Origin of the sequence: Pseudomonas sp. B14(2022) (assembly GCF_012030485.1) — a bacterium.
GTDB lineage: Bacteria > Pseudomonadota > Gammaproteobacteria > Pseudomonadales > Pseudomonadaceae > Aquipseudomonas.
Genome location: NZ_JAAUVM010000015.1, coordinates 94,050 through 114,927, shown reverse-complemented (window position 1 = coordinate 114,927; position 20,878 = coordinate 94,050). Strand labels below are relative to the sequence as shown.

Sequence of the window (20,878 nt, the reverse complement as noted above, 5' to 3'; positions counted from 1 at the left end):
CACATTTGATCTTCAGTGCTTGAAGGATCGCTTACTTATCTTTGAACTCCGGTGCACGCTTAGCCACGAACGCCGCCATGCCTTCCTTCTGATCCTGCGTCGCGAACGCCGCATGGAACACTCGGCGCTCAAAGCGCACGCCTTCGGACAAGCTCACTTCAAACGCACGGTTCACGCTTTCCTTGACCATCATGCTGATCGGCACCGACTTGCCGGCAATCAGCGTGGCGACTTTCAGTGCCTCGTCCAGCAGTTCATCGGCCGGCACGATGCGCGCCACGATCCCGCAGCGCTCGGCTTCCACCGCATCGATAAAACGCCCGGTCAGGCACATTTCCATGGCTTTTGCCTTGCCCACCGCGCGAGTCAGGCGCTGGGTGCCGCCCATGCCCGGCAGCACGCCGAGGTTGATTTCCGGCTGGCCGAACTTGGCGCCGTCACCGGCCAGGATGAAATCGCACATCAGCGCCAGTTCGCAACCGCCGCCCAGGGCGAAGCCGTTGACGGCGGCGATGATCGGCTTGCGGCGGTTGGCCACGCGGTCGCTGTCACTGAACAGGTCATCGAGGTAGATCTGCGGGTAGGTCAGCTCGGCCATTTCCTTGATGTCGGCGCCAGCGGCGAAGGCTTTTTTCGAGCCGGTCAATACGATGCAGCCGATTTCCGGGTTGGCTTCCAGGCCATCCAGCGCCTGGTTCAATTCGCTGACCAACTGTGCATTCAAGGCGTTCAGGGCTTGCGGACGGTTGAGAGTGATCAGCCCGACGCGGCCCTGGATTTCGAGCAAAATGGTTTCGTAACTCATGTATCGGCTCCTTAGAGATTGCGTGAGATGACCATGCGTTGGATATCGCTGGTGCCTTCATAAATCTGGCAGACCCGCACATCGCGGTAGATCCGCTCCAGGGGGAAGTCGCTCAGGTAACCGTAACCGCCGAGGGTTTGCAAGGCTGCGGAACAGACTTTCTCAGCCATTTCCGAGGCGAACAGCTTGGCCATCGAGGCCTCCACCAGCGCTGGTTTGCCACTGTCACGCAGGGCGGCGGCGTAATGCACCATCTGCCGCGCTACGGCGATTTGCGTGGCCATGTCCGCCAGGCGAAAAGCCACGGCCTGGTGTTCAATGATTGGCTTGCCGAAGCTTTCGCGCTCCCGGGCATAATCGCGCGCCGCCTCAAAGGCGGCGCGGGCCATGCCCACCGACTGGGAGGCGATGCCGACGCGACCGCCTTCAAGGTTGGCCAGGGCGATCCTGTAGCCTTCGCCCTCCTGCCCAAGACGGTTAGCCACCGGCACCTTCACATCCTCGAACAGGATCTGGCAGGTATCGGAGGCATGCTGGCCGAGCTTGTCCTCGATACGGGCCACGCTGTAGCCCGGCGAATCGGTAGGCACGATAAACGCACTGATGCCACGCTTGCCCGCTGCCGGGTCGGTGACGGCAAACACAATCACCACCCCTGCGTTTTGCCCGGAGGTGATGAACTGTTTGCAGCCGTTGAGCACGTAATGGTCGCCGTCCAGGCGCGCGCGGGCTTTCAGGCCACTGGCATCCGAACCGGCTTGCGGCTCAGTCAGGGCGAAAGCACCGAGCATGGCGCCGCTGGCCAGGGGCTTGAGGAAGTGCTCTTTCTGCTGATCGTTGCCGAAGGTCAGGATAGGCACACAGCCCACCGAGTTGTGCACGCTCATGATGGTGGAGCAGGCGCCGTCACCGGCGGCGATTTCTTCCAGGGCCATGGCGTAGGCCAGATAACCCGTGTCGCAACCGCCCCACTGTTCCGGCACCAGCATGCCGAAAAAGCCCAGTTCGGCCATCTCGCCGATGGCTTCCTTGGGAAAGCGATGTTCGCGGTCCAACTCGGCTGCAAACGGTTTGAGCCGTTCCTGGGCAAATTGCCGGGCCGCGTCGCTGATTTGCAGTTGTTCGTCATTGGGCAGCATGGGAGTAGGTCCTTAATACAGGCATTCGACGGCCATGGCCGTGGCTTCACCACCGCCAATACAAATGGCGGCGACGCCACGCTTGAGGCCTTTCTGGCGCAGGGCCGAAAGCAGCGTGACCAGGATCCGCGCGCCGGACGCGCCAATCGGGTGGCCCAGGGCGCAGGCGCCGCCGTGGACATTGACCTTGGCATGGGGGATTTCCAGTTTGCTCATGGTCACCAGGCTGACTACGGCAAAGGCTTCGTTGATTTCGAACAGATCGACCTCGTCGAGGCTCCAGCCGGTCTTGCTCATCAACTTGCGAATCGCCCCCACCGGTGCCACCGGAAACAGCCCGGGTTCATCGGCAAAAGCCGCGTGCCCATGGATCACCGCCAGCGGCTTGAGCCCGCGCTTTTGCGCCTCGGACTCACGCATCAGCAGCAATGCTGCCGCGCCGTCGGAAATCGAACTGGAATTGGCCGCCGTCACCGTGCCGCCTTCGCGGAACGCCGGTTTGAGGCTGGGGATTTTTTCCGGCTTTGCCTTGGGGGGCTGTTCGTCATGCAGGATGGTTTTCTGCTCTTTGCCGACGGTGACCTGTACCGGGACAATTTCGGCGGCGAAACTGCCATGGGTGATTGCCTCCTGCGCACGGGTCAGCGAAGCGATGGCAAACGCATCCTGCGCCTCACGGCTAAAGCCGTTCAGCTGCGCGCACTCCTCGGCAAAGGTCCCCATCAGGCGGCCCTTTTCATACGCATCTTCCAGGCCGTCGAGGAACATATGGTCGATAACGCGGCCGTGGCCCATGCGATAGCCGCTGCGGGCGCGGTCCAACAGATAGGGCGCGTTGGACATGCTTTCCATGCCGCCGGCGATCACCACGTCGACACTGCCGGCCAGCAGCGAATCATGGGCCAGGATCGCCGCTTCCATGCCCGAGCCGCACATTTTGTTGAGGGTGGTGCAACGCGTGGATTTGTCCAACCCGGCGCCCAGGGCGGCTTGACGCGCAGGCGCCTGGCCCAGGCCGGCGGGCAGCACGCACCCAAACAACACCTCATCCACGGCGTCGGCGGCGATGCCGGCACGCTCGACCGCCGCACGGATGGCGGCAGAGCCCAATTGCGGCGCAGTCAGGCCCTTGAGGTCGCCCTGGAACCCGCCCATGGGCGTGCGCACGGCACTGACAATCACGATGGGATCATTCATGGGTCATCCTCCTTACTTGGCCGCCATGCGCAAGGCACCGTCGAGACGGATCACCTCGCCGTTGAGCATGCTGTTTTCAATGATGTGCCGCACCAGCGCGGCGTATTCGACAGGCTTGCCCAGGCGTGGCGGAAACGGCACGCCGGCGGCCAGGGAGTCGCGCACGTCCGGGGTCATGCCGGCCATCATCGGGGTTTCGAAAATGCCTGGGGCGATGGTCATCACGCGAATGCCGAAGCGCGCCAGCTCCCGTGCGGCGGGCAAGGTCAGGCTGGCTATCGCGCCTTTGGAAGCCGCATAGGCAGCCTGCCCGATCTGCCCGTCGAACGCAGCCACCGACGCGGTGTTGATGATCACCCCGCGCTCGCCGTCGGCGTTCGCTTCAGTTTCGGCGATGGCCGCTGCCGCCAGGCGCAGCAAGTTAAAGCTGCCGATCAAGTTGACGTTGATCACCTGGGCAAAGCTGGCCAGCCCGTGGGGGCCACTCTTGCCGAGGATCTTTTCACCGCGCACCACCCCCGCGCAGTTGACCAAACCATGCAAACCGCCAAACGCCGCGACCGTTGCCTGCACGGCGGCTTCGGCAGCGGCTTCCTGGCTGATATCCGCCACTGCGCTGCGGGCGTTGTCGCCGAGCTGCCTGGCCTTGGCCGCCACGGCGTCGGCATTCAAATCCACCAGCATGACCTTGGCGCCGGCCGCGACCAGCATGTCTGCGGTGGCCGCACCAAGGCCGGAAGCGCCGCCGCTGACCAGAAAAATCTTGTTCTCAATCTGCATTATTGGTTCCTTGAACGGTCGGTATCGTCGAAATAGTCGCTCTGCAACGCTACGGCAGCAATGGTCAAAGCCTTCAACATGGCTGACTGGTTTGGCCAATCATCGACCGCGCTGATCGGCCGGTCAGTCCAAGCGATTGGACGCCCGGCTTGCAAGCTCCTAACCTGAGAGCCTGCGCCACCGAAGAAGTCCGCCCACCGATGATCGTACGTCCCAAACCGAACCTGCTGGGCATCCTGTTTTCGCTCAAGGGCTCGATTGCCAAGCGCATCGCCCTGCGTAGCCTGCTGGTCACGCTGCTGGCGTCGGTGATCGTGTTGGTGGAAACCCTGCACCCGGCGTATTTCTCCAAGGTCAACGCGACACCCTTTACGTTGCTCGGGCTGTCGCTGTCGATCTTCATGAGTTTTCGAAATAACGCCTGCTATGACCGCTGGTGGGAAGGCCGCAAGCAACTGGGGCAGATGATCATCGAGGTGCGCTCGCTGATTCGCGAGACCCAGGTGCTCACTGACCCCGCGGAGCGTGGGCGCTTGCTGCGGGGGCTGGGCGGCTTCGCCCACGGGCTGGTCGCGCGTCTGCGCCACGAAGACGAAGCCCGGGCGATAAAGCCGTGGGCCAGCGTGGAAGCGAGTCATCCCAACCTCCCTGACCGGGTGCTGCAACAGCTCGGCGCGCGATTTTCCGCTTTGGCCGAGCAAGGCGCCATCAGCGAATGGCGTTACACCCAGTTGGAAACCCGCCTGGTCAGCCTCAGCCAGGTACAGGCCGCGTGCGAGCGAATCAAAAGCACGCCGCTGCCCTTCCCTTACACCTTGCTGCTGCACCGCACCATTTACCTGTTCTGCATTCTCTTGCCGTTCGCCATGGCCGAACCCCTGGGCTGGCTGACGCCGGTGTTTACCGCCATCGTCAGCTACACCTTCTTCGGCCTCGATGAAATCGGCGACGACCTGGAAGACCCTTTCGGCTTTGACGAAAACGACCTGCCCTGCAATGCGATCCTGCGCACCCTGGAGCGTGAGCTGCTCGCCGCCCTCGGCGAAACCGACCTGCCAGCGGCCCTGGAACCGGTGGAATACGTGCTGACCTGACACGGGTTTGACACCTGCCGTGGTCTGACCGAAGCTTGCGACTTTGCTTCTTCAGCTTTCGGACACCTGCATGTCAAAGTCACGCCGTTACTCCATCGTCGGCCTGTGCGCCCTGTTGTTGATTGTGCTGATCACCTGGTATTTCTCCCGCACCACCCAGGTGGCCGTGCCTCCCGCCATTGCCCATGGCTACTCCAAAGCCCTGAAACAGGCACACAACGGTGAACCGGGCGCCGCGCGTGTGCTGTATCAGCAACTGGGCCGGCCGGACCTGTCACCCGAGCGCCGCGCCGCCTTGCATGCCGAATTGCCCAACTACCCCAGCCCCCAAGCCTTGAAGCTCGCGGACAAGGACCTCAGCAGCGAATCGCCGCTGGTGCGCGAGGCCGCCATCCACAGCATCGTCGGCCTGGTGCCCACCGGCCAGCGCACGCTGTTGCTCGGCCCAGTGCTGGATGACCCCGAACAAAGCGTGCGTTTCACCGCCGCCAACGCCTTGCTCGGCCTGTCGCCAGACACCCTGGGCCTGTACTTCGGGCCGTTGCAGCAGGTGTTGGACGAGTTCGTGAAAAAGCTCAAGGCCGAGCCCGAAACCGCCGAAGGCTGGATTCAACTGGCGCGCCTGTACATTCACAGCGCCCTGCTGCCAGACGCACAAAACGCCCTGGAACAGGCCATGCGCTTGCAGCCGGACAACCTGCAAGCGGTCGTGGCGCAGATCGAACTGCTGGATAAACAAGGCAAAACCGACGAGTCCCGCCAACTGTTGGCACGGCAACTGGCGGCGCATCCTGAGTCGGCCTACCTGCAGCACGCCCTCGGCATGTGGTTGCTGCACCACGGCGAGCGTCCCTATGCGCTGCTGGGTCTGTCCAAGGCGGTGGAGTTGGAGCCGGACAACCAGGATTATCGCTATGACCTCGCCACCACCCTGCACGCCCAGCAGGAATTGGAAGCCGCCCAGCGCCAATTGGAGGAAATCATCCAGCGCCATCCGGCCAATCGCAAGGCACGGGTGCTGCTGGTCAACTATTGGAAAGAAAGCGGTCAACTGCAGAATGTGCAGGTGCTGCTCGCCCAGCTCGAACAGCAAAACCCTGACGATCCGGCCCTCCAGTAAGGCCTGTAGGCGCAATAATCACGCATCAGTTTGAACCGCCGCAAAGCGCTACGGTCAAGAGAACATGGCACGTCCACCTGGATGCGCATCCTCTACTCGTATGTGACCTGAGGGCACTTCTTGTCTACATCCAAAGCGTTGTTAAGCGAAAAAGCAGCCACCGGCATCGAGGGCCTCGACGACATTCTGTGCGGCGGGCTATCGCGCAGCCATCTGTTCCTGCTGGAAGGTGAACCGGGTACCGGTAAAACTACGGTTGCCCTGCACTTCCTGCAGGCCGGGGCGGAAAAGGGCGAGCGAACCCTGTACATCACACTGTCCGAAACCGAGCGTGAGTTGCGCCAGGGCGCCGAGTCCCATGGCTGGGACCTGGACGACAATATCCATATCTTTGAATTGACCCCGCCGGAGAGCCTGCTGGATGCCGAGCATCAGCAGAGCCTGCTGTACTCATCCGACCTCGAGCTGGGCGAAGCCACCCGGCAGATCTTTGAAGTGGTGGAACGGGTCAAACCGACCCGCGTGGTGATCGACAGCCTCTCGGAAATCCGCCTGCTGGCGCAAAGTTCGCTGCGCTATCGCCGCCAGATCCTGGCGATCAAGCATTACTTCGTGCGCTATGACGCTACCGTGCTGCTGCTCGACGACCTGACCACCGAATCCCTCGACAAAACCGTGCACAGCGTGGCCCACGGCGTGGTTCGTCTCGAAGAGCTGACCCCCAACTACGGTGCCGAGCGCCGTCGCGTGCGGGTGGTGAAGTATCGCGGGCAAAAATACCGTGGCGGTTTTCACGACTTCACCATCATGCAGGACGGCATCCATGTATTCCCGCGCCTGGTAGCTGCCGAACATCGCGGTGGCTACACGCGCCAGACCTTGAGCAGCGGCATTCGTGAGCTGGATGCCTTGATGGGCGGCGGTGTCGAGACCGGCTCCAGCAGCCTGATCCTCGGCCCGGCCGGTACCGGCAAATCGCTGATCTCGATGATCTTTGCCGCGGCGGCGGTAGCCCGTGGCGAAAAGGCTGCGTTATTTATCTTCGATGAAGAGCTGGGCCTGCTGTTCGAGCGCATGAGCAACATGGGCATCGATCTCGCCGCCCTGCAAGCCACCGGTAACCTGCTGATCGAGCAAGTGGACGCCGCCGAGTTGTCCCCCGGCGAGTTCTCACACCGCGTGCGCCGCTGCGTGGATGAACGCGGGATCAAGACCGTGGTTATCGACAGCATCAACGGCTACCAGGCGGCGATGCCGGAAGAAAACGCGCTGATCCTGCATATGCACGAACTGCTGCTGTACCTCAACCGCCGTGGCGCAGCGACATTCATGACCGTCGCACAACACGGGCTGGTCGGCGACATGCAGGCGCCTGTCGACATTACTTACCTGGCCGACACGGTGATCCTGTTGCGTTACTTCGAGGCCCTGGGCAAGGTCCGCCGCGCCATCTCGATCATCAAGAAACGCACCGGCGCCCACGAGTCGACCATCCGCGAATACCGTATCGGCAGCCGTGGCATGACCGTCGGTGAACCGCTGGATAACTTCCAAGGTGTCTTGCGTGGGATCCCGACCTATATGGGCGCCGGTTCCCCTTTGCTCAAGGATGAGGGCGTGTGACGACCGTACCACACATATCCGAACGCGCAATCGTGCTGGCGCCAATGGGCCGTGACGGCTCGCTGGCGCTGATGATGCTCAACCAGGCCGGTTACAGCGGGATCATCGCCAGCAACCTGACGGTGCTGTGCGAAGCGCTGGAGCAAGGCGCCGGCATGCTGATCATTGCGGCCGAGGCCCTGCGTGGCGCGGACCTGGAGCCGCTGCTGGAGCATCTGCATCGTCAGCCCGCCTGGTCTGACCTGCCCATCGTGTTAATGACCCACCATGGTGGCACCGAGCACAACGGCTCATCACACTTCAGCGGCTTGCTGGGCAACGTGACCTTCCTGGAGCGTCCCTTCCACCCCGTGACGTTGATCAGCCTGGTGAGCGCAGCCCTGCGTGGGCGGCGCCGCCAATATGAAGCACGGGACAGGTTGATCGACCTGAGCGAGAGCGAACTGCGCCTGCAGCGCACCCTTGAGACGCTGGAGCAGCAAGTCGAAGAACGCACGGCGCAGTTGCGCAGCAATGAAGAAGCCTTGCGCCAATCCCAGAAGATGGAAGCCGTCGGCCAGTTGACCGGCGGCATCGCCCACGACTTCAACAATATGCTGACCGGCATCATCGGCAGCCTGGAACTGCTGCGAAGGCGTGTGTCCCGTGGCAAGCTGGATGACCTCGACAGCCTGATCGACCTCGGCGTGACCTCCGCCAACCGCGCCGCCGGCCTCACCCACCGCTTGCTGGCGTTCTCGCGGCGCCAGTCGCTGGATTCCAAGCCGGTACAGATCAACGAACTGGTCACGTCCATGGGCGAGCTGCTGCAACGCAGTCTCAACGAAAGCATCGCCTTGGACATGCGCCTGGACAGCCAATTGTGGACCGCCGAAGCCGACCCCAATCAACTGGAAAGTGCCCTGCTCAACCTCGCACTCAACGCCAGGGATGCGATGCCGGGGGGTGGGCGGCTGACGGTCGACACCAGTAACCGCCATCTGGACAGCGTGTTTACTGCCGCCTACGGCACGCTCACGCCGGGCGACTATGTGGAACTGAGCGTCAGCGACACTGGCTGCGGCATCCCTGAAAGCCTGATTGGCCGAGTATTCGACCCATTCTTCACGACTAAACCCATCGGCCAGGGCACCGGCCTGGGCCTATCGATGATCTACGGCTTCGCGCGCCAGTCACGCGGGCATGTCACCATCCACAGCGAGGTGGGCAAAGGCACCACGGTGAGTCTGTTCCTGCCGCGCTATATCGGTGAAATCAGCGAGGACAGGCCGTTGGACCCGGCGCTGCTGCCTGTCGCCAATACCGGTGAAACCGTGCTGATCGTCGAGGACGACCCGGCGGTGCGCGTGCTGGTCAGCCAGGTACTGAGCGAACTGGGCTACGCGTTTGTCGAAGCCGGCGATGCCGATAGCGCACTCCCGATTATCGAATCCAGCCAACGCATTGACCTGATGATCAGCGACGTAGGCTTGCCCGGAATGAACGGGCGACAACTGGCAGAGATCGCTAGGCAGATTCGCCCCGAGCTGAAGGTGTTATTTATTACCGGATATGCCGAGCATGCGGCGGTGCGGGGTGGTTTCCTGGACCCGGGGATGCAATTGATCACCAAGCCCTTTACCTTTGACTTGTTGACGGCGAAGGTGCGGGAGATGACTCACATAAAGGCCAGTGAATGAGGCGCAGGTCAAGCGAAACGCTGGGTCTCGACCGGGCCCGCTGACAGGCTATTTACGTTGAAGGCCACGAATTTGGCTCATTGAAAACTTCGTTAATGACCTGCAATGTCTGAAGTTTTACTTTTAGATACAGGAAGTAATACTCAAGTGCCGTCGGTGAGTCACCTATGTATCGGCGCCCAGCGCATTTAGTAACTTCCGGCAAAGGGTAGAGTTGGAACGTTAGAGGCTAATGCCAATACCAAGTGTTAAACCGCGGGCGCAGTTACAACACCCGGGGTATGTTCATTTGCCTCTCAGAGAATGCCCCTCATGATTTCATCCGATAGCGTTACTCTTCCCCGCCAGCATCTTCAGAGCACCCCGCAAACATCAACTTCCGCCTCGTCCCATGCGCCTCTTGCTGAATCTTCTTCCGAGTGGGACATCGATCCGATACGTAATCAACGATCTATTCGGAGTATCGGGCAAAGATCGCTTCTCGCCCAACAAAGTGTCCAGAATCAGTTGCCACCACCTCTGCAAAAAAATTCGATGACGGCGGCCGATGCCATTGGCCTACAAGCACTTATCGATGGCCTGACTAAAACAGGTGAGTTGCAGAAACATCAATACTATGGCACTGAACGGCGGCTTAGATCGTTGCAGATAACCCTGCCACCAGAATCTTACATTGCGCGCAAGAACAACCTTCTCGAAGGGCAAAGCATGAGCGCCGAACGATACATCCAGGCGCTGGGTTTGCCGTTACCCACCAGTTGGCAAGAGACCTTGCGATTGACCCAGAAAATTGCCATGCCATTGCCCGCACCGCCTGCGTTGGGTGATTTCGGCGGGCTGCTGGGTCGGACGGTACCCCTGGCTCAATTCCAGCAAGACCGCGTGCGCGCTATCGTCAACGAATCAGCTAATACCAGCATTCAGTCCTTGATCATACACGCTGTCACCAACACAGAATCACCCGTAACCCCTCGCAAGGTACTCGAACAGTTGATCGCAAACCCCCAGGCGCAGGCACTGGGTCAGAAATTGGAAGCCGAACTGCAGGGCATTTCAACCACAACCAGTGTCAATGAATGGTTGATGACAGCGGTGGCACTGGAACTGGGCATCACGCCCGAAACACAGCGCAACCGTATCGCAGGCTATGACCTGAACCAGCCCGACAATTGGGGCAAACCCGCTTCGGCGATCATCGCGGCGGTCAATGACCATCTAGAACGTGAAAACGCCAATGTCCCTGACGTGAGGGGTTATTTGCTGCTCTCGCGGGTCGCGCCGCAGTTTCTGGTCAAACAGTTGCCCGAGAACCTGGTGTACGGTTCCAACGAGTGGGCTGTGTTCAGTGCTGCCGTTTCGCGCATTGAGCAACAGGCGCCCGGTACTGCGGCGACCATGACATTTGACCAAGTGATCGAGTTCGGCAACACCTCTGCGGTCAGCGAGCGCCAAGCGGTGCACGCCGCCCTTGCTGAACGCAACGCCATGGTTGACTGGGGTATCGTCAATGGTTTTCTCATTAAGGATGACGATGACAACTACGACCCAGCAGCGATTGAGCACACGCGGAGCAAATTCAACGAGCAGATAACAGAACTGAGTACACGCCTCGCGGTGTTCTCCTCACCGCTGCCGACCAGAAAAGCCTTGGCAGAAGCCGAACTCAAAAAAGTACTGGGCGATGACGTCCCTCTCGAGAAAGAATTCATCAAGCTGGGCCGCCAAAACAGAGGTGGCACAGCATACTCGATTATTGATCTATATATGTCGGGTCGGCTCAAGGCCGATACGCTCAGGTCTGATTTTGACAAGGAGCTACTAAAAAAACTCGAGCCTAAATTCGTTGAGCTTCCCGATATCGAAGAAGTATTTAAAGAAACGTTCACGCCTTATTTCGACGGGGTAAAAAAAGCCTTTACCTCGCGTATAAAGAATCAAATTTCACGACTCCCTTTAGAAGACCGAAAAAACTTTGGATTCGGGGGATTAACGGCTTACTCCGTTCGCCTACCACTGCATGAGGATAGAGAAGATGATATCAGTCAAAAACAATACAAAAAAATTGGACGCGATTGCATATTGTTTAAAACGGTGCGTGGCGAGAAATCCACCTACTATGAGTTTTCTGTAAGCGATCAGACTATTCGCAAAAAAACCGACCTGCCTGACGATCTGCCGATCGGTGCAACCCGTATCTTCCGTGGGGTAGACGGCGATAAATATATCGAAGGGTTTGAACGGCTGCCGTTTGACCTGGATAAGTATGGGATCGGGAATGGAGGGCTACCACCGCCAAAAGTCCCCGTCATTATTGATCGGGTCAAGATCCAGCCCGCGTCAATCAGCTCCGGCGCCGACGAACCGAATTCGACAACTGCCCCACTCAAGACGTTCTTTACCGCGAAGACCGATGCGATTGCCAAGACCGTCAGCGAGCATTTTTTCAGCGACAAGGACAGTTTCGAGGCAAATGCTTCAGGTGAAACAAACTTTGAGAAGCGGTACCGGAAAAACAATAAACTCAGCAACGACATTCTGAATGTAATTATTCCGTTCAAATCCGCTATCGAAAACGCGATTGAGGGTAAATGGGACGACGCCATCGGCGATGCAATGCTGGATCTGATAGCGCTTTATAATCCTGGCGCCAAAGGCAGCGGCATTGTTAACAGAACCAGTAAAACAACGGCTATGAGGCTACTGACAGGCGTCAAGAAATTCGGTGGCGCCGTGCTTAAAGACGCCAATCTTTTCGCTGACGTGGCGGACCTGACGCGCTTGTTGACGAAAGGTGCGAGATCCGCAGCATCGTCACTCTCTGACGGTGTTCATTCCCTACAGATGTCTGGCCGCAGTTTGCTCAATGCTCCTAACGGCCTGGACAGCGTGTCGATGGGTACCCTCAAGTATCAAGGCGAAGTTATGGAGGGTGCGGCAGCGTTCAAAGATAACAAGTGGTACGCACTTGATCCCTTGTCACTAAAACCTTATGGCGCACCGCTGGAGGATTTCTTGCCCTCGCTGCAGAACCAAATGGCAGAACTCGGGAAATGGGCGACTGCGGACAGCCCCCGAAAGACACTCGATGAGGCCGTTGTCAAAAGCTGGAAAAAGACCGTTAACGACCATCGCACTGGACCGCAAAAAGCTCAGTTTGAAAGCGGATACCAATCAGGAAACCCCCAAACTATCAGAGGGTTCTCCAATTCCATGAAGCCCGCAGATATCATAACCTTGGCTGGCAATAAAAACCTTACCGCCAAGGAGGTCGGGATGCTGCTCAAGCGGTTCGACGATCTCTCTTACCAAATCGGTCGGGTTGGCTCAGCTCGTTTTATCGATGCCATAGAACCAGGGCTCGGCAGCGTAATACCTATGCCTCAAGTCATATACCTTTCCAAGACCGGGCAATTGTCCAATGGCCAATGTGCCGCGCTGTCACGTGTCATGGCGGACGCCATGGCAGAAGGCAAAGAACGGTTATTGATCAAGAACATGCTCAGTGCAGCGGCCTACCCGGCCGATCCGGCCTCCAGAGAATTTACTGCCAAACTGAGCAAGATCCAAACCCAAGTCGGCGCGCGAAGTGCTTTTCATGCTCAACAGACGGTGCGTCAGGAGACGGTTCAAGGCATCGTGAATGAGCTGGCCGACGCCAGCGTATCCAAGTCAATAATGATCGACTCTCCTGGTCACGCCATGGCGGCTGGCGTAAGGGTTGATGACACAGGAAAGAGCTTCTACTTCTATGACCCTAATCATGGGCTTGCGAAATTTTCCAATGCACAGGACATGGAAAAGGCACTGGAGAAACTGACTCGCGACAAGAAACTGGAGCCAGGCTACGTGACTCATAGTACTGACCCCGCTAAATTGGAGTTCAAGGTCTTCGACCATACTGATGCGTGGCAGCGAACAAATAGTGTGCTGAGTACGGATGTTAAAAAGCTGTATGACGCACGACTCGCCATCCGACCAGACAGCGAAAGAAGTGCTGAAAAGTTCATGGTTCGTTTACTCAATGAACGTCTTGCCACCCCCGGGACCAAGGCGAGTGTCCGAACCCTTGAGGAACTGAAGAAATTTGACTTCGCTGTCCCAACCCAAATATTTCGAGGGCATACAGCTACCGGGGATACTCTCGCGACCGGCCTCAGGCGTGCAGCGGGAACGGACTCTTCCGGCGACGACTATCTGGCTGCGATTATCCAACATACGGCAAGAACATCAGGCAGTGGCGGTGAAGTCATGTCATTCAGCGCGAGCAAGGCCAAAGCCAATAGTTTTGCCACTCAGTACTCAACACCCTCTAAGAAGGTGCCCGTCTTTACTGTCGACACCACCCAAGACCCGAACGCATTTCGAACGGTGGTCGATATCGTTCTTAAAGACGGGGAAAGACTGGTCGGGGATAAAAAAATCACTAAAGCAACCCTTCTGCAAGCCGTTGAAAAATTGAACGGGCAGGAGTTAGAGGTCTTTTATGTCAAAGGGGACATACCGCCGGCATTTATGGTGAGCTAAAGCACCTCTCACCCTACGCTCAATGCCAATAGGAAAAAACTGACACCTTGAACCTATGAAAGCGAAAGCAGCGGCGTCGGACTTTCGACGCCGCCCCGCCCTCAGGCCAATAACCGCTGTATATGCTCCTGCAACGTATCCAGATCAAACGGCTTGGCCAGGATCGGCGCATTGCGCGTGATCGGGCTGTTGCAGTCGAGAATTTCCTGCGGGTAGCCGCTGATAAAGATCACTTTCAATTCCGGGCGCAACTTGAGCGCGGGCTCGGCGATCTGCACGCCGGAAATCCCACCGGGCAAACGGTAGTCGGTGACCATCAGGTCCAGGTGCGGCTTGGTGGCGAGGATTTCAAAGGCCTGCTCCCCGTTGATCGCCTTTAACACCCGATACCCCAGGCCGGCCAGGTACTCACCCAGCACAAACATAATGGATTCGTCGTCCTCGACGATCAGAACGACATCTTGTGCATCTTCACTCATGGGAAGCCTTTGTCCGGTCAATTGCTGCAATTACGACCATGGGGTCACGCAGAGGTTGCGTCGGGGTGACGATTGATTTCATGCCGACTGTTCAAGGGGCAGGCACACCCGAAACAACGCGCCCTCGCCTATCCGGCTCTCGACCTCGATGGTGCCGCCGTGGGCTGCAATGATCTGTTCTGAAATAAACAGCCCAAGGCCCAGGCCCGCTGATACCTGGCTGGCGGACACGCGTTCGAACTGCTGGAAGATACGCTTCTGGTTCGCTTCACTGATGCCGATCCCATGGTCGCGCACCTCGACCCGGGCCTCGCCATGTTCGCTGTACACGCGCACCTCCACCGGGCTCTTGGCCCCGTAGCGCAAGGCGTTGGTCAGCAGATTGGTGATCACCTGCTCGATACGGAACTCATCCCAGTTGCCCACCACGGGTCCACCGGCAACCAGTTGCATCGACGATTCGGCGGCAGCCACTTGCGGAGCGAAATTCTCCACCAGGTTGCTTACCAGTTGCGTCAGGTCGAAGCGCCCCGGGCGAATCGACAATTTGCCGGTGCGGATACGCGAGACGTCGAGCATGTCTTCGATCAGGCGGATCAGGCTCTGGATCTGACGCTCGTCGCGGTCGACCATGGCGTGCATCTTGTCCAGGGTGAACGCGGCGGCGTTATCCCGCGCCAGGTGCATCTTGCGCAGCTGGGTTTCCAGGATCAGGCCGTTAAGTGGCGTACGCACTTCGTGGGCGACGATCGACATGAAGTCGTCCCGCATGCGCACTGCCTGCTCCAGCTCGGCCTGGGTGGCCTGCAGGCGCGTCAGCAACAGCTCCTGCTCGCGACGGCTGCGCTCCAGCGCTTCCACCTGCAGTTTCATCGCCTTGCTCTGGCGGTACAGGTCGACGAACACATTGACCTTGCTCTTCACCGCGTGGATATCCAGCGGTTTGTGCAGGAAATCCACGGCGCCGCTTTCGTAGCCCTTGAAGGCGTAATTGAGCTCACGGCCTGCGGCGCTGACGAACACAATCGGAATGTTCTTGGTTTTTTCGGTGCCGCGCATCAGTTCGGCCAGCTCGAACCCGTTCATGCCGGGCATCTGCACATCAAGAATCGCCAGGGCGAACTCGTGCTCCAGCAACAGGGACAAGGCCTCGTCGGCGCTCAATGCCTTGAAGACCTGGCGATCCTCGCGCTTGATCAGCGCTTCGAGGGCCAGCAGGTTTTCCGGCAGATCGTCAACGATCAGCAGTTTGGCCTGGACAGTACTTAACATGGGGAGGATTCCAGGGAAGCCAGCAATGCGGCAATGCGGCTCAAAGTCAGAATATGGTCGGGTATATGCAAGGCCAGGGCCGCCTGCGGCATCACGGCGATCCGAGCTTCACTGGGGTCCTGTACCACGGTGGTGCCGCCCGAGTGCTTGACATGGGCCAGCCCGTGGGCGCCATCGTGGTTGGCGCCGGTCAGGAGAATCGCCAGCAGCCCCTTGCCATAGGCGTCGGCGGCCGAGGCGAACAGGTAATCGATAGCCGGCCGGGAATGGTGTACCCGGTCTTCCTGGCTCAGGGACAGGCTGCGGTCATGCTCTACCGAGAGGTGATAGCCGGGTCCGGCGAAATAAAGCGTGCCTGCATCGATTACCTCCTTGTCCCGCGCTTCGCGCACGGGGATGGGCAAGCGCCGCGCAAAGACTTCCGCCAGTTGGCTGCGGCGCTCATCCGGCAGGTGCAAGACGGCAATGATCGGCAGGCCGAAGGACTCGGGCAGTTCGCTGAAAATACTCAGCAACGCTTCGACGCCGCCGGCGGAAGCGCCGACGACGATGGCTTCAATCCCGCGAATCGGGTTGGCTGCAACGTCGCTCATGATTTTCGGTAGATCCGTTCCTGTTTGACCAAGGGTTCGAATTGCTTGTTGTAGGCGGAAAAATCCAGGGTTTCCTTGCTGCCCAGCACCAGGAAGCCGCGATGGCACAGCGACTCATGAAACAATCCGAATGCTCGATCCTGCAACTTTTTATTGAAGTAAATCAATACGTTACGGCATGAAATTAATTGAGTTTCTGAGAATACACTGTCGGTCGCCAGGCTGTGATCGGCAAACGTCACGTTCTCGCGCAGCGTCTTGTCGAAGATTGCGTAATCGTAGGCCGCCGTGTAGTAGTCGGCAAATGATCGTTGCCCCCCGGCCTGTTGATAATTGGCGGTGTAGGCCCGCACATTTTCCAGCGAGAAAATGCCCTGCTTGGCTTTATCCAGGGACGCCGGGTTGATGTCCGTGGCGTAGATGATCGTGCGCTCCAGCAAGCCCTCTTCACGCAGCAGGATGGCCATGGAGTACACCTCCTCCCCAGTGCTGCAACCGGCGATCCAGATCTTGATCGACGGGTAGGTCTTGAGCAGCGGCACCACTTCCTGGCGGATCGCCAGGAAGTGCGAGGGATCGCGAAACATCTCGCTCACCGGGATCGTCAGAAATTGCAGCAACTGCATGAACGCTGCCGGGTCATGCAACACCCGCTCCTGCAGCGCCGAAATCGTGGCGCAGTCGAACTGGCGCAAGGCATGAGCCACGCGGCGTTTGACCGACGCGCCGGAGTAGTCGCGAAAGTCGTAGCTGTACTTGAGGTAAATCGCCTCGATCAACAGGCGCAGCTCAATATCGCTGCTTTTCTCCAAAAAACGTTGCTCCACTTAAATGCGTTCCATCTTGGGTAGCCATACGCGAATCAGCGAGAACAGGCGATCCAGGTCGATCGGCTTGGCCAGGTAATCGTTGGAGCCCGCCGCGAGGCAACGCTCCTGATCGTCCTTCATGGCCTTGGCCGTCACGGCGATGATCGGCAGTTTCTTCCAGCGCGGGTCCTGGCGGATCAAGGCGGTGGCCTCGTAGCCGTCCATCTCCGGCATCATCACATCCATCAGCACCAGGTCGATATCGTCGACTTCATTGAGTCTCTCGATGGCTTCGCGGCCATTACGGCCGATCACCACCACGGCGCCTTTGTGCTCCAGGGCGCTGGTCAGGGCGAAGATGTTACGCACATCGTCGTCCACCAACAGGATCTTGCGTCCTTCGAAAACCTTGTCGCGGCTGCGGGCGGTCTTGAGCATCTTCTGGCGGTCATGGGACAGCTGGGATTCGACTTTGTGCAGAAAGAGTGTGACTTCGTCGAGCAGGCGCTCCGGTGAGCGGGCGCCCTTGATGATGATCGAGCGCGAATACTTGCGCAATTCGGCCTCTTCATCACGGGTGAGATTGCGGCCGGTGTAGACGATCACCGGCGGGAACGAGCAGATATCTTCGGTGGCCATGCGCTTGAGCAACTCGTTGCCCAGCATGTCCGGCAGCTTGAGGTCGATGATCATGCAGTCGTAGACGTTGTTGCGTAGCAGGTCCAGCGCTTCCTGGGCGAAGCCCACGGCGGTGATCTCGATGTCATCGTCGCCGATCAGGCGGGCAATGCTGTCGCGTTGGAGGTCATCGTCCTCCACCAGCAGCACGCGCTTGACCTTCTGGGTCAGCTTGGCTTCCAGACGCGCAAACACGTCCTTGAGCTCTTCGCGGGTGGTGGGTTTTACCGCATAGCCGATAGCGCCCATGTGCATGGCGGCTTCGACGCGGTCTTCCACGGAAATCACATGCACCGGGATGTGGCGGGTGTTGGCGTGCTCCTTGAGGCGTTGCAGCACGGTGAGGCCGGAATGGTCCGGCAGGCGCATGTCCAGCAGGATCGCGTCGGGGATGTATTCCTCGGCCAGGCTGTAGCCTTCGTCCGCGCCATGGGCCACGAGGCACTGGTAACCCAACTCATGGGCCAGGTCGAACAGGATGCGCGCGAAGTTCGGTTCATCCTCCACCACCAGGATGCAACGACTGGTGAACGGCGCTTTGTCGCGGTCGTCGGCAAACCGCGGGATCTGCTTGGCGTCGGCAACCGGCAGCGGTGAGATCGCGATGGGCTTGGGCGCGGGGGCGGCCACGACCTGGCGCGGTTGCTCGATCGGCGCGGCGTCTTCCTCGCGTTCGACATACTGCTCCGGCAGCACCAGGGTAAAGGTGCTGCCTTTACCGGGTTCGCTGGTCACGCTGATATAGCCGCCGAGCAACGCGGCCAGGTCGCGGGAAATCGACAGGCCCAGGCCGGTGCCGCCGTAGCGGCGGTTGGTGGTGCCATCGGCCTGGCGGAAAGCTTCGAAGATGCTTTCCTGCTGGTCCGGCGCAATACCGATACCCGAATCACGCACGGTAAAGGCAATGCCCTCGCCCGGCGCACGGGACACCGACAGGCTCACTTCGCCCTGCTCAGTGAACTTCACCGCGTTGGACAGCAGGTTCTTGAGGATCTGCTCCAGGCGCTGGCGGTCGGTAAACAGCATCACCGGCGCACCGTTCTGTACCTCCACCTGGAAGCCCAGCTTACGGTCAGCGGCCAACGGTTCGAACATCCCGCGCAAGCCATCGACCAGGCGCGCCACACTGGAGTTTTCCGGGCGCACTTCCAACTTGCCGGCTTCTACCTTGGAAATATCGAGGATGTCGTTGATCAGGTTGAGCAGGTCGTTGCCGGCCGAATAGATCGACTCGGCAAACTTGACCTGTTCGGCGCTGAGGTTTTCCTGGGGGTTTTCCGCCAGCAACTTGGCCAGGATCAACGAACTGTTCAGCGGTGTACGCAGTTCGTGGGACATGTTGGCGAGGAATTCGGACTTGTACTTGCTGGAACGCTGCAACTCATCGGCGCGGTCTTCCAGCTCGAGCTGGGCCTGGTTGAGCTGGACGTTCTTGCGGTCCATGGCATCGCGCTGCTCGGCCAGGGTCTGGGTCTGTTCGGCCAGTTGCTCGTTGGTCTGCTCCAGCTCGGCTTGCTGGGTTTCCAGGTGGGCCTGGGATTCCTTGAGGATGCGCGACTGCTCTTCAAGCTCTTCGTTGGCGGTCTTCAGTTCTTCCTGCTGCACTTGCAGCTCTTCGTTGAGTTGCTGGGTCTCGGCCAGCACTTCCTGCAAGCGTTGGCGGTAGCGCGCCGCTTCGATTGACGTGCCGATATTACCGGCGATCAGCTCCAGCAGTTCTACATCACGCTCTTCCAGCGGTCGCAGGAAGCCCAGCTCAATCACACCATTGACACGGTCGTCATCGCTGGTGGGCACCACCAGCACGCTACGGGTCGAGCCTTCGCCGAGGCCGGAGCTGACCTTGAAGTAGTCGACCGGCACATCATCAAGGCGAATCAGCCGGTCCAACTGGGCGGCCTGGCCCACGATCCCCTCGTCGCTGTAGATAGCCTGTTCAAGCTGTTCCTGTTCCCGGGAGAAGCCATACGTCGCCACGCGCCTGAGGCCGCCGTGCTCTTCACGCACATACAGCGCCGCCACCGCCGAGCCCATGTACTGGGCGAAGAATTGCAGGATATTGCGGCCCAGCATGTTGAGGGTCAGTTGGCCAAGGACTTGCTCGGCCAATTCGGTCTGGCCATTGCGTAGCCAGGCTTGTTGTTCCAGGCGCAGTGCGATCTTCTGTTGTGACGCGAGGTTTGCGCTATAACTACCTGAAAGAGCGAGTAAATTCTTACGGCCTATATAGGCCAGGAAGCCACTCAACCCCAACACGAACGCCAAATACAAAGTGACACTGATAACGGTGGTGCGGGTGACTTCTTGATTGCGCGTGATGCGGAACTGCTGCTCCATCGCCACCGCATCTTCGTATTCCTTGCGGATCTCATCGGTCAGGCGCTTGCCACGGCCGGCCTTCACCGCGCCGCGGTAGTCCCCACTCTGGCGCTGCATATCAATCATTGACTGGGCGTATTTGTTCCACTCCAGTTGCAACGCTTCCAGGCGCTTGAGACGGTCCACCTGCTGTGGGTTATCCGCCACCAGCTCTTGCAGGTTGCGCAGGTCGGCAATGATCCGCGGCTTAGCCACTTCGTACGGGTCGAGAAAGTGCTCGTCACCGGTGATGAGGAAACCGCGCATGCCGGTTTCCAGGTCCACCGTCATTTTAGATGATTCGTTGAGGTTATTGATCACCCGGTCGGTGTGCTCGACCCATTGGATGACTGACAGCAAATAGGTGATCAGGCAGACGAAAAATACCGCGCTTAGCACGCCCACACCCAGGGGCAACGCTACGTTTCGGCTGAGCAGTGTACGAAAGCTCTTTTCATCGACAGACGACGCGGGAGTCATGGGCATGCCTTGGCCAAGTATGGAAAACCCGGGAGTTTGCCCCAAAGTGGCGGTAGAGGGCTACGTTTTGTGATGCACATAGAAGATTAAGCGCGACGGTCTGCCTGATCAGACTCCCTCCCCCCGCTCCCTGCCTGCATGCCTACATATATGATTTCTGACACTTGCTTCCCGGCCTGCGGGGAACGTCCGGACTTACGCTCGACACTCACTTGCTGTGTGCCTTAGGTCCAGGGAGGCCCTTTCAG

At 59.2% G+C, this 20,878-nt stretch carries 14 protein-coding genes; 5 read left to right on the top strand and 9 right to left on the bottom strand.

Going from position 1 to position 20,878, the window contains the following annotated elements; genetic code table 11:
* Nucleotides 1–31: 31 nt before the first annotated feature.
* Genes HCF10_RS20950 through HCF10_RS20935 form a run of 4 tightly spaced genes read right to left on the bottom strand, consistent with a single transcriptional unit; the run spans nt 32 to nt 3,921 of the window.
* Nucleotides 32–805: an enoyl-CoA hydratase gene (locus tag HCF10_RS20950; protein WP_145337822.1), complete on the bottom strand. Its 774-nt coding sequence runs from the start codon at nt 803–805 to the stop codon at nt 32–34.
* 11 nt (nt 806–816) lie between these two features.
* Nucleotides 817–1,944, bottom strand: coding sequence for an acyl-CoA dehydrogenase (locus tag HCF10_RS20945; protein ID WP_167656310.1), 1,128 nt, complete (start codon nt 1,942–1,944; stop codon nt 817–819).
* A 12-nt stretch (nt 1,945–1,956) separates the two neighbouring features.
* Nucleotides 1,957–3,141 (bottom strand): acetyl-CoA C-acyltransferase, encoded by a 1,185-nt coding sequence (locus tag HCF10_RS20940; RefSeq protein WP_131696258.1) that lies wholly within the window; start codon nt 3,139–3,141, stop codon nt 1,957–1,959.
* A gap of 12 nt (nt 3,142–3,153) precedes the next feature.
* Nucleotides 3,154–3,921: an SDR family NAD(P)-dependent oxidoreductase gene (locus HCF10_RS20935; protein WP_131696257.1), complete on the bottom strand. Its 768-nt coding sequence runs from the start codon at nt 3,919–3,921 to the stop codon at nt 3,154–3,156.
* Between the two features lie 200 nt (nt 3,922–4,121).
* Here HCF10_RS20935 and HCF10_RS20930 point away from each other — a divergent pair, with 200 nt between their 5' ends.
* The 5 genes from HCF10_RS20930 (at nt 4,122) to HCF10_RS20910 (ending at nt 13,961) form a co-directional block, all read left to right on the top strand.
* The gene (locus HCF10_RS20930) at nt 4,122–5,015 is read left to right on the top strand and encodes a bestrophin family protein (RefSeq protein ID WP_167656329.1); all 894 of its coding nucleotides are present in this window, start codon (nt 4,122–4,124) and stop codon (nt 5,013–5,015) included.
* A gap of 70 nt (nt 5,016–5,085) precedes the next feature.
* Nucleotides 5,086–6,135: a tetratricopeptide repeat protein gene (locus HCF10_RS20925; RefSeq protein WP_167656309.1), complete on the top strand. Its 1,050-nt coding sequence runs from the start codon at nt 5,086–5,088 to the stop codon at nt 6,133–6,135.
* 120 nt (nt 6,136–6,255) lie between these two features.
* Nucleotides 6,256–7,758, top strand: coding sequence for an ATPase domain-containing protein (locus tag HCF10_RS20920; protein WP_167656308.1), 1,503 nt, complete (start codon nt 6,256–6,258; stop codon nt 7,756–7,758).
* 44 nt (nt 7,759–7,802) lie between these two features.
* Entirely contained in the window at nt 7,803–9,437 is a 1,635-nt protein-coding gene (locus tag HCF10_RS20915; RefSeq protein WP_205885808.1) for an ATP-binding protein, read from the top strand.
* A gap of 312 nt (nt 9,438–9,749) precedes the next feature.
* Nucleotides 9,750–13,961 carry a YopT-type cysteine protease domain-containing protein gene (locus HCF10_RS20910; RefSeq protein WP_167656306.1) on the top strand — a complete coding sequence of 1,404 codons (4,212 nt, stop codon included), beginning with the start codon at nt 9,750–9,752 and terminating at the stop codon, nt 13,959–13,961.
* Nucleotides 13,962–14,062: 101 nt separating this feature from the next.
* Here HCF10_RS20910 and HCF10_RS20905 read toward each other — a convergent pair whose 3' ends face one another.
* The 5 genes from HCF10_RS20905 to HCF10_RS20885 form a co-directional block, all read right to left on the bottom strand.
* The gene (locus HCF10_RS20905) at nt 14,063–14,440 is read right to left on the bottom strand and encodes a response regulator (RefSeq protein ID WP_057703059.1); all 378 of its coding nucleotides are present in this window, start codon (nt 14,438–14,440) and stop codon (nt 14,063–14,065) included.
* 78 nt (nt 14,441–14,518) lie between these two features.
* Complete coding sequence (locus HCF10_RS20900; RefSeq protein ID WP_131696252.1) at nt 14,519–15,712, bottom strand: hybrid sensor histidine kinase/response regulator; 1,194 nt, start codon at nt 15,710–15,712, stop codon at nt 14,519–14,521.
* Nucleotides 15,706–16,305 (bottom strand): chemotaxis protein CheB, encoded by a 600-nt coding sequence (locus HCF10_RS20895; RefSeq protein ID WP_131696251.1) that lies wholly within the window; start codon nt 16,303–16,305, stop codon nt 15,706–15,708. The genes HCF10_RS20900 and HCF10_RS20895 overlap by 7 nt, the downstream gene beginning before the upstream one ends.
* Nucleotides 16,302–17,132, bottom strand: a complete 831-nt coding sequence (locus HCF10_RS20890; protein ID WP_371920987.1) for a CheR family methyltransferase — start codon at nt 17,130–17,132, stop codon at nt 16,302–16,304. Before HCF10_RS20890 ends, HCF10_RS20895 begins: the two co-directional genes overlap by 4 nt.
* Nucleotides 17,133–20,630, bottom strand: coding sequence for a response regulator (locus HCF10_RS20885; RefSeq protein ID WP_131696250.1), 3,498 nt, complete (start codon nt 20,628–20,630; stop codon nt 17,133–17,135).
* Nucleotides 20,631–20,878 lie beyond the last annotated feature (248 nt).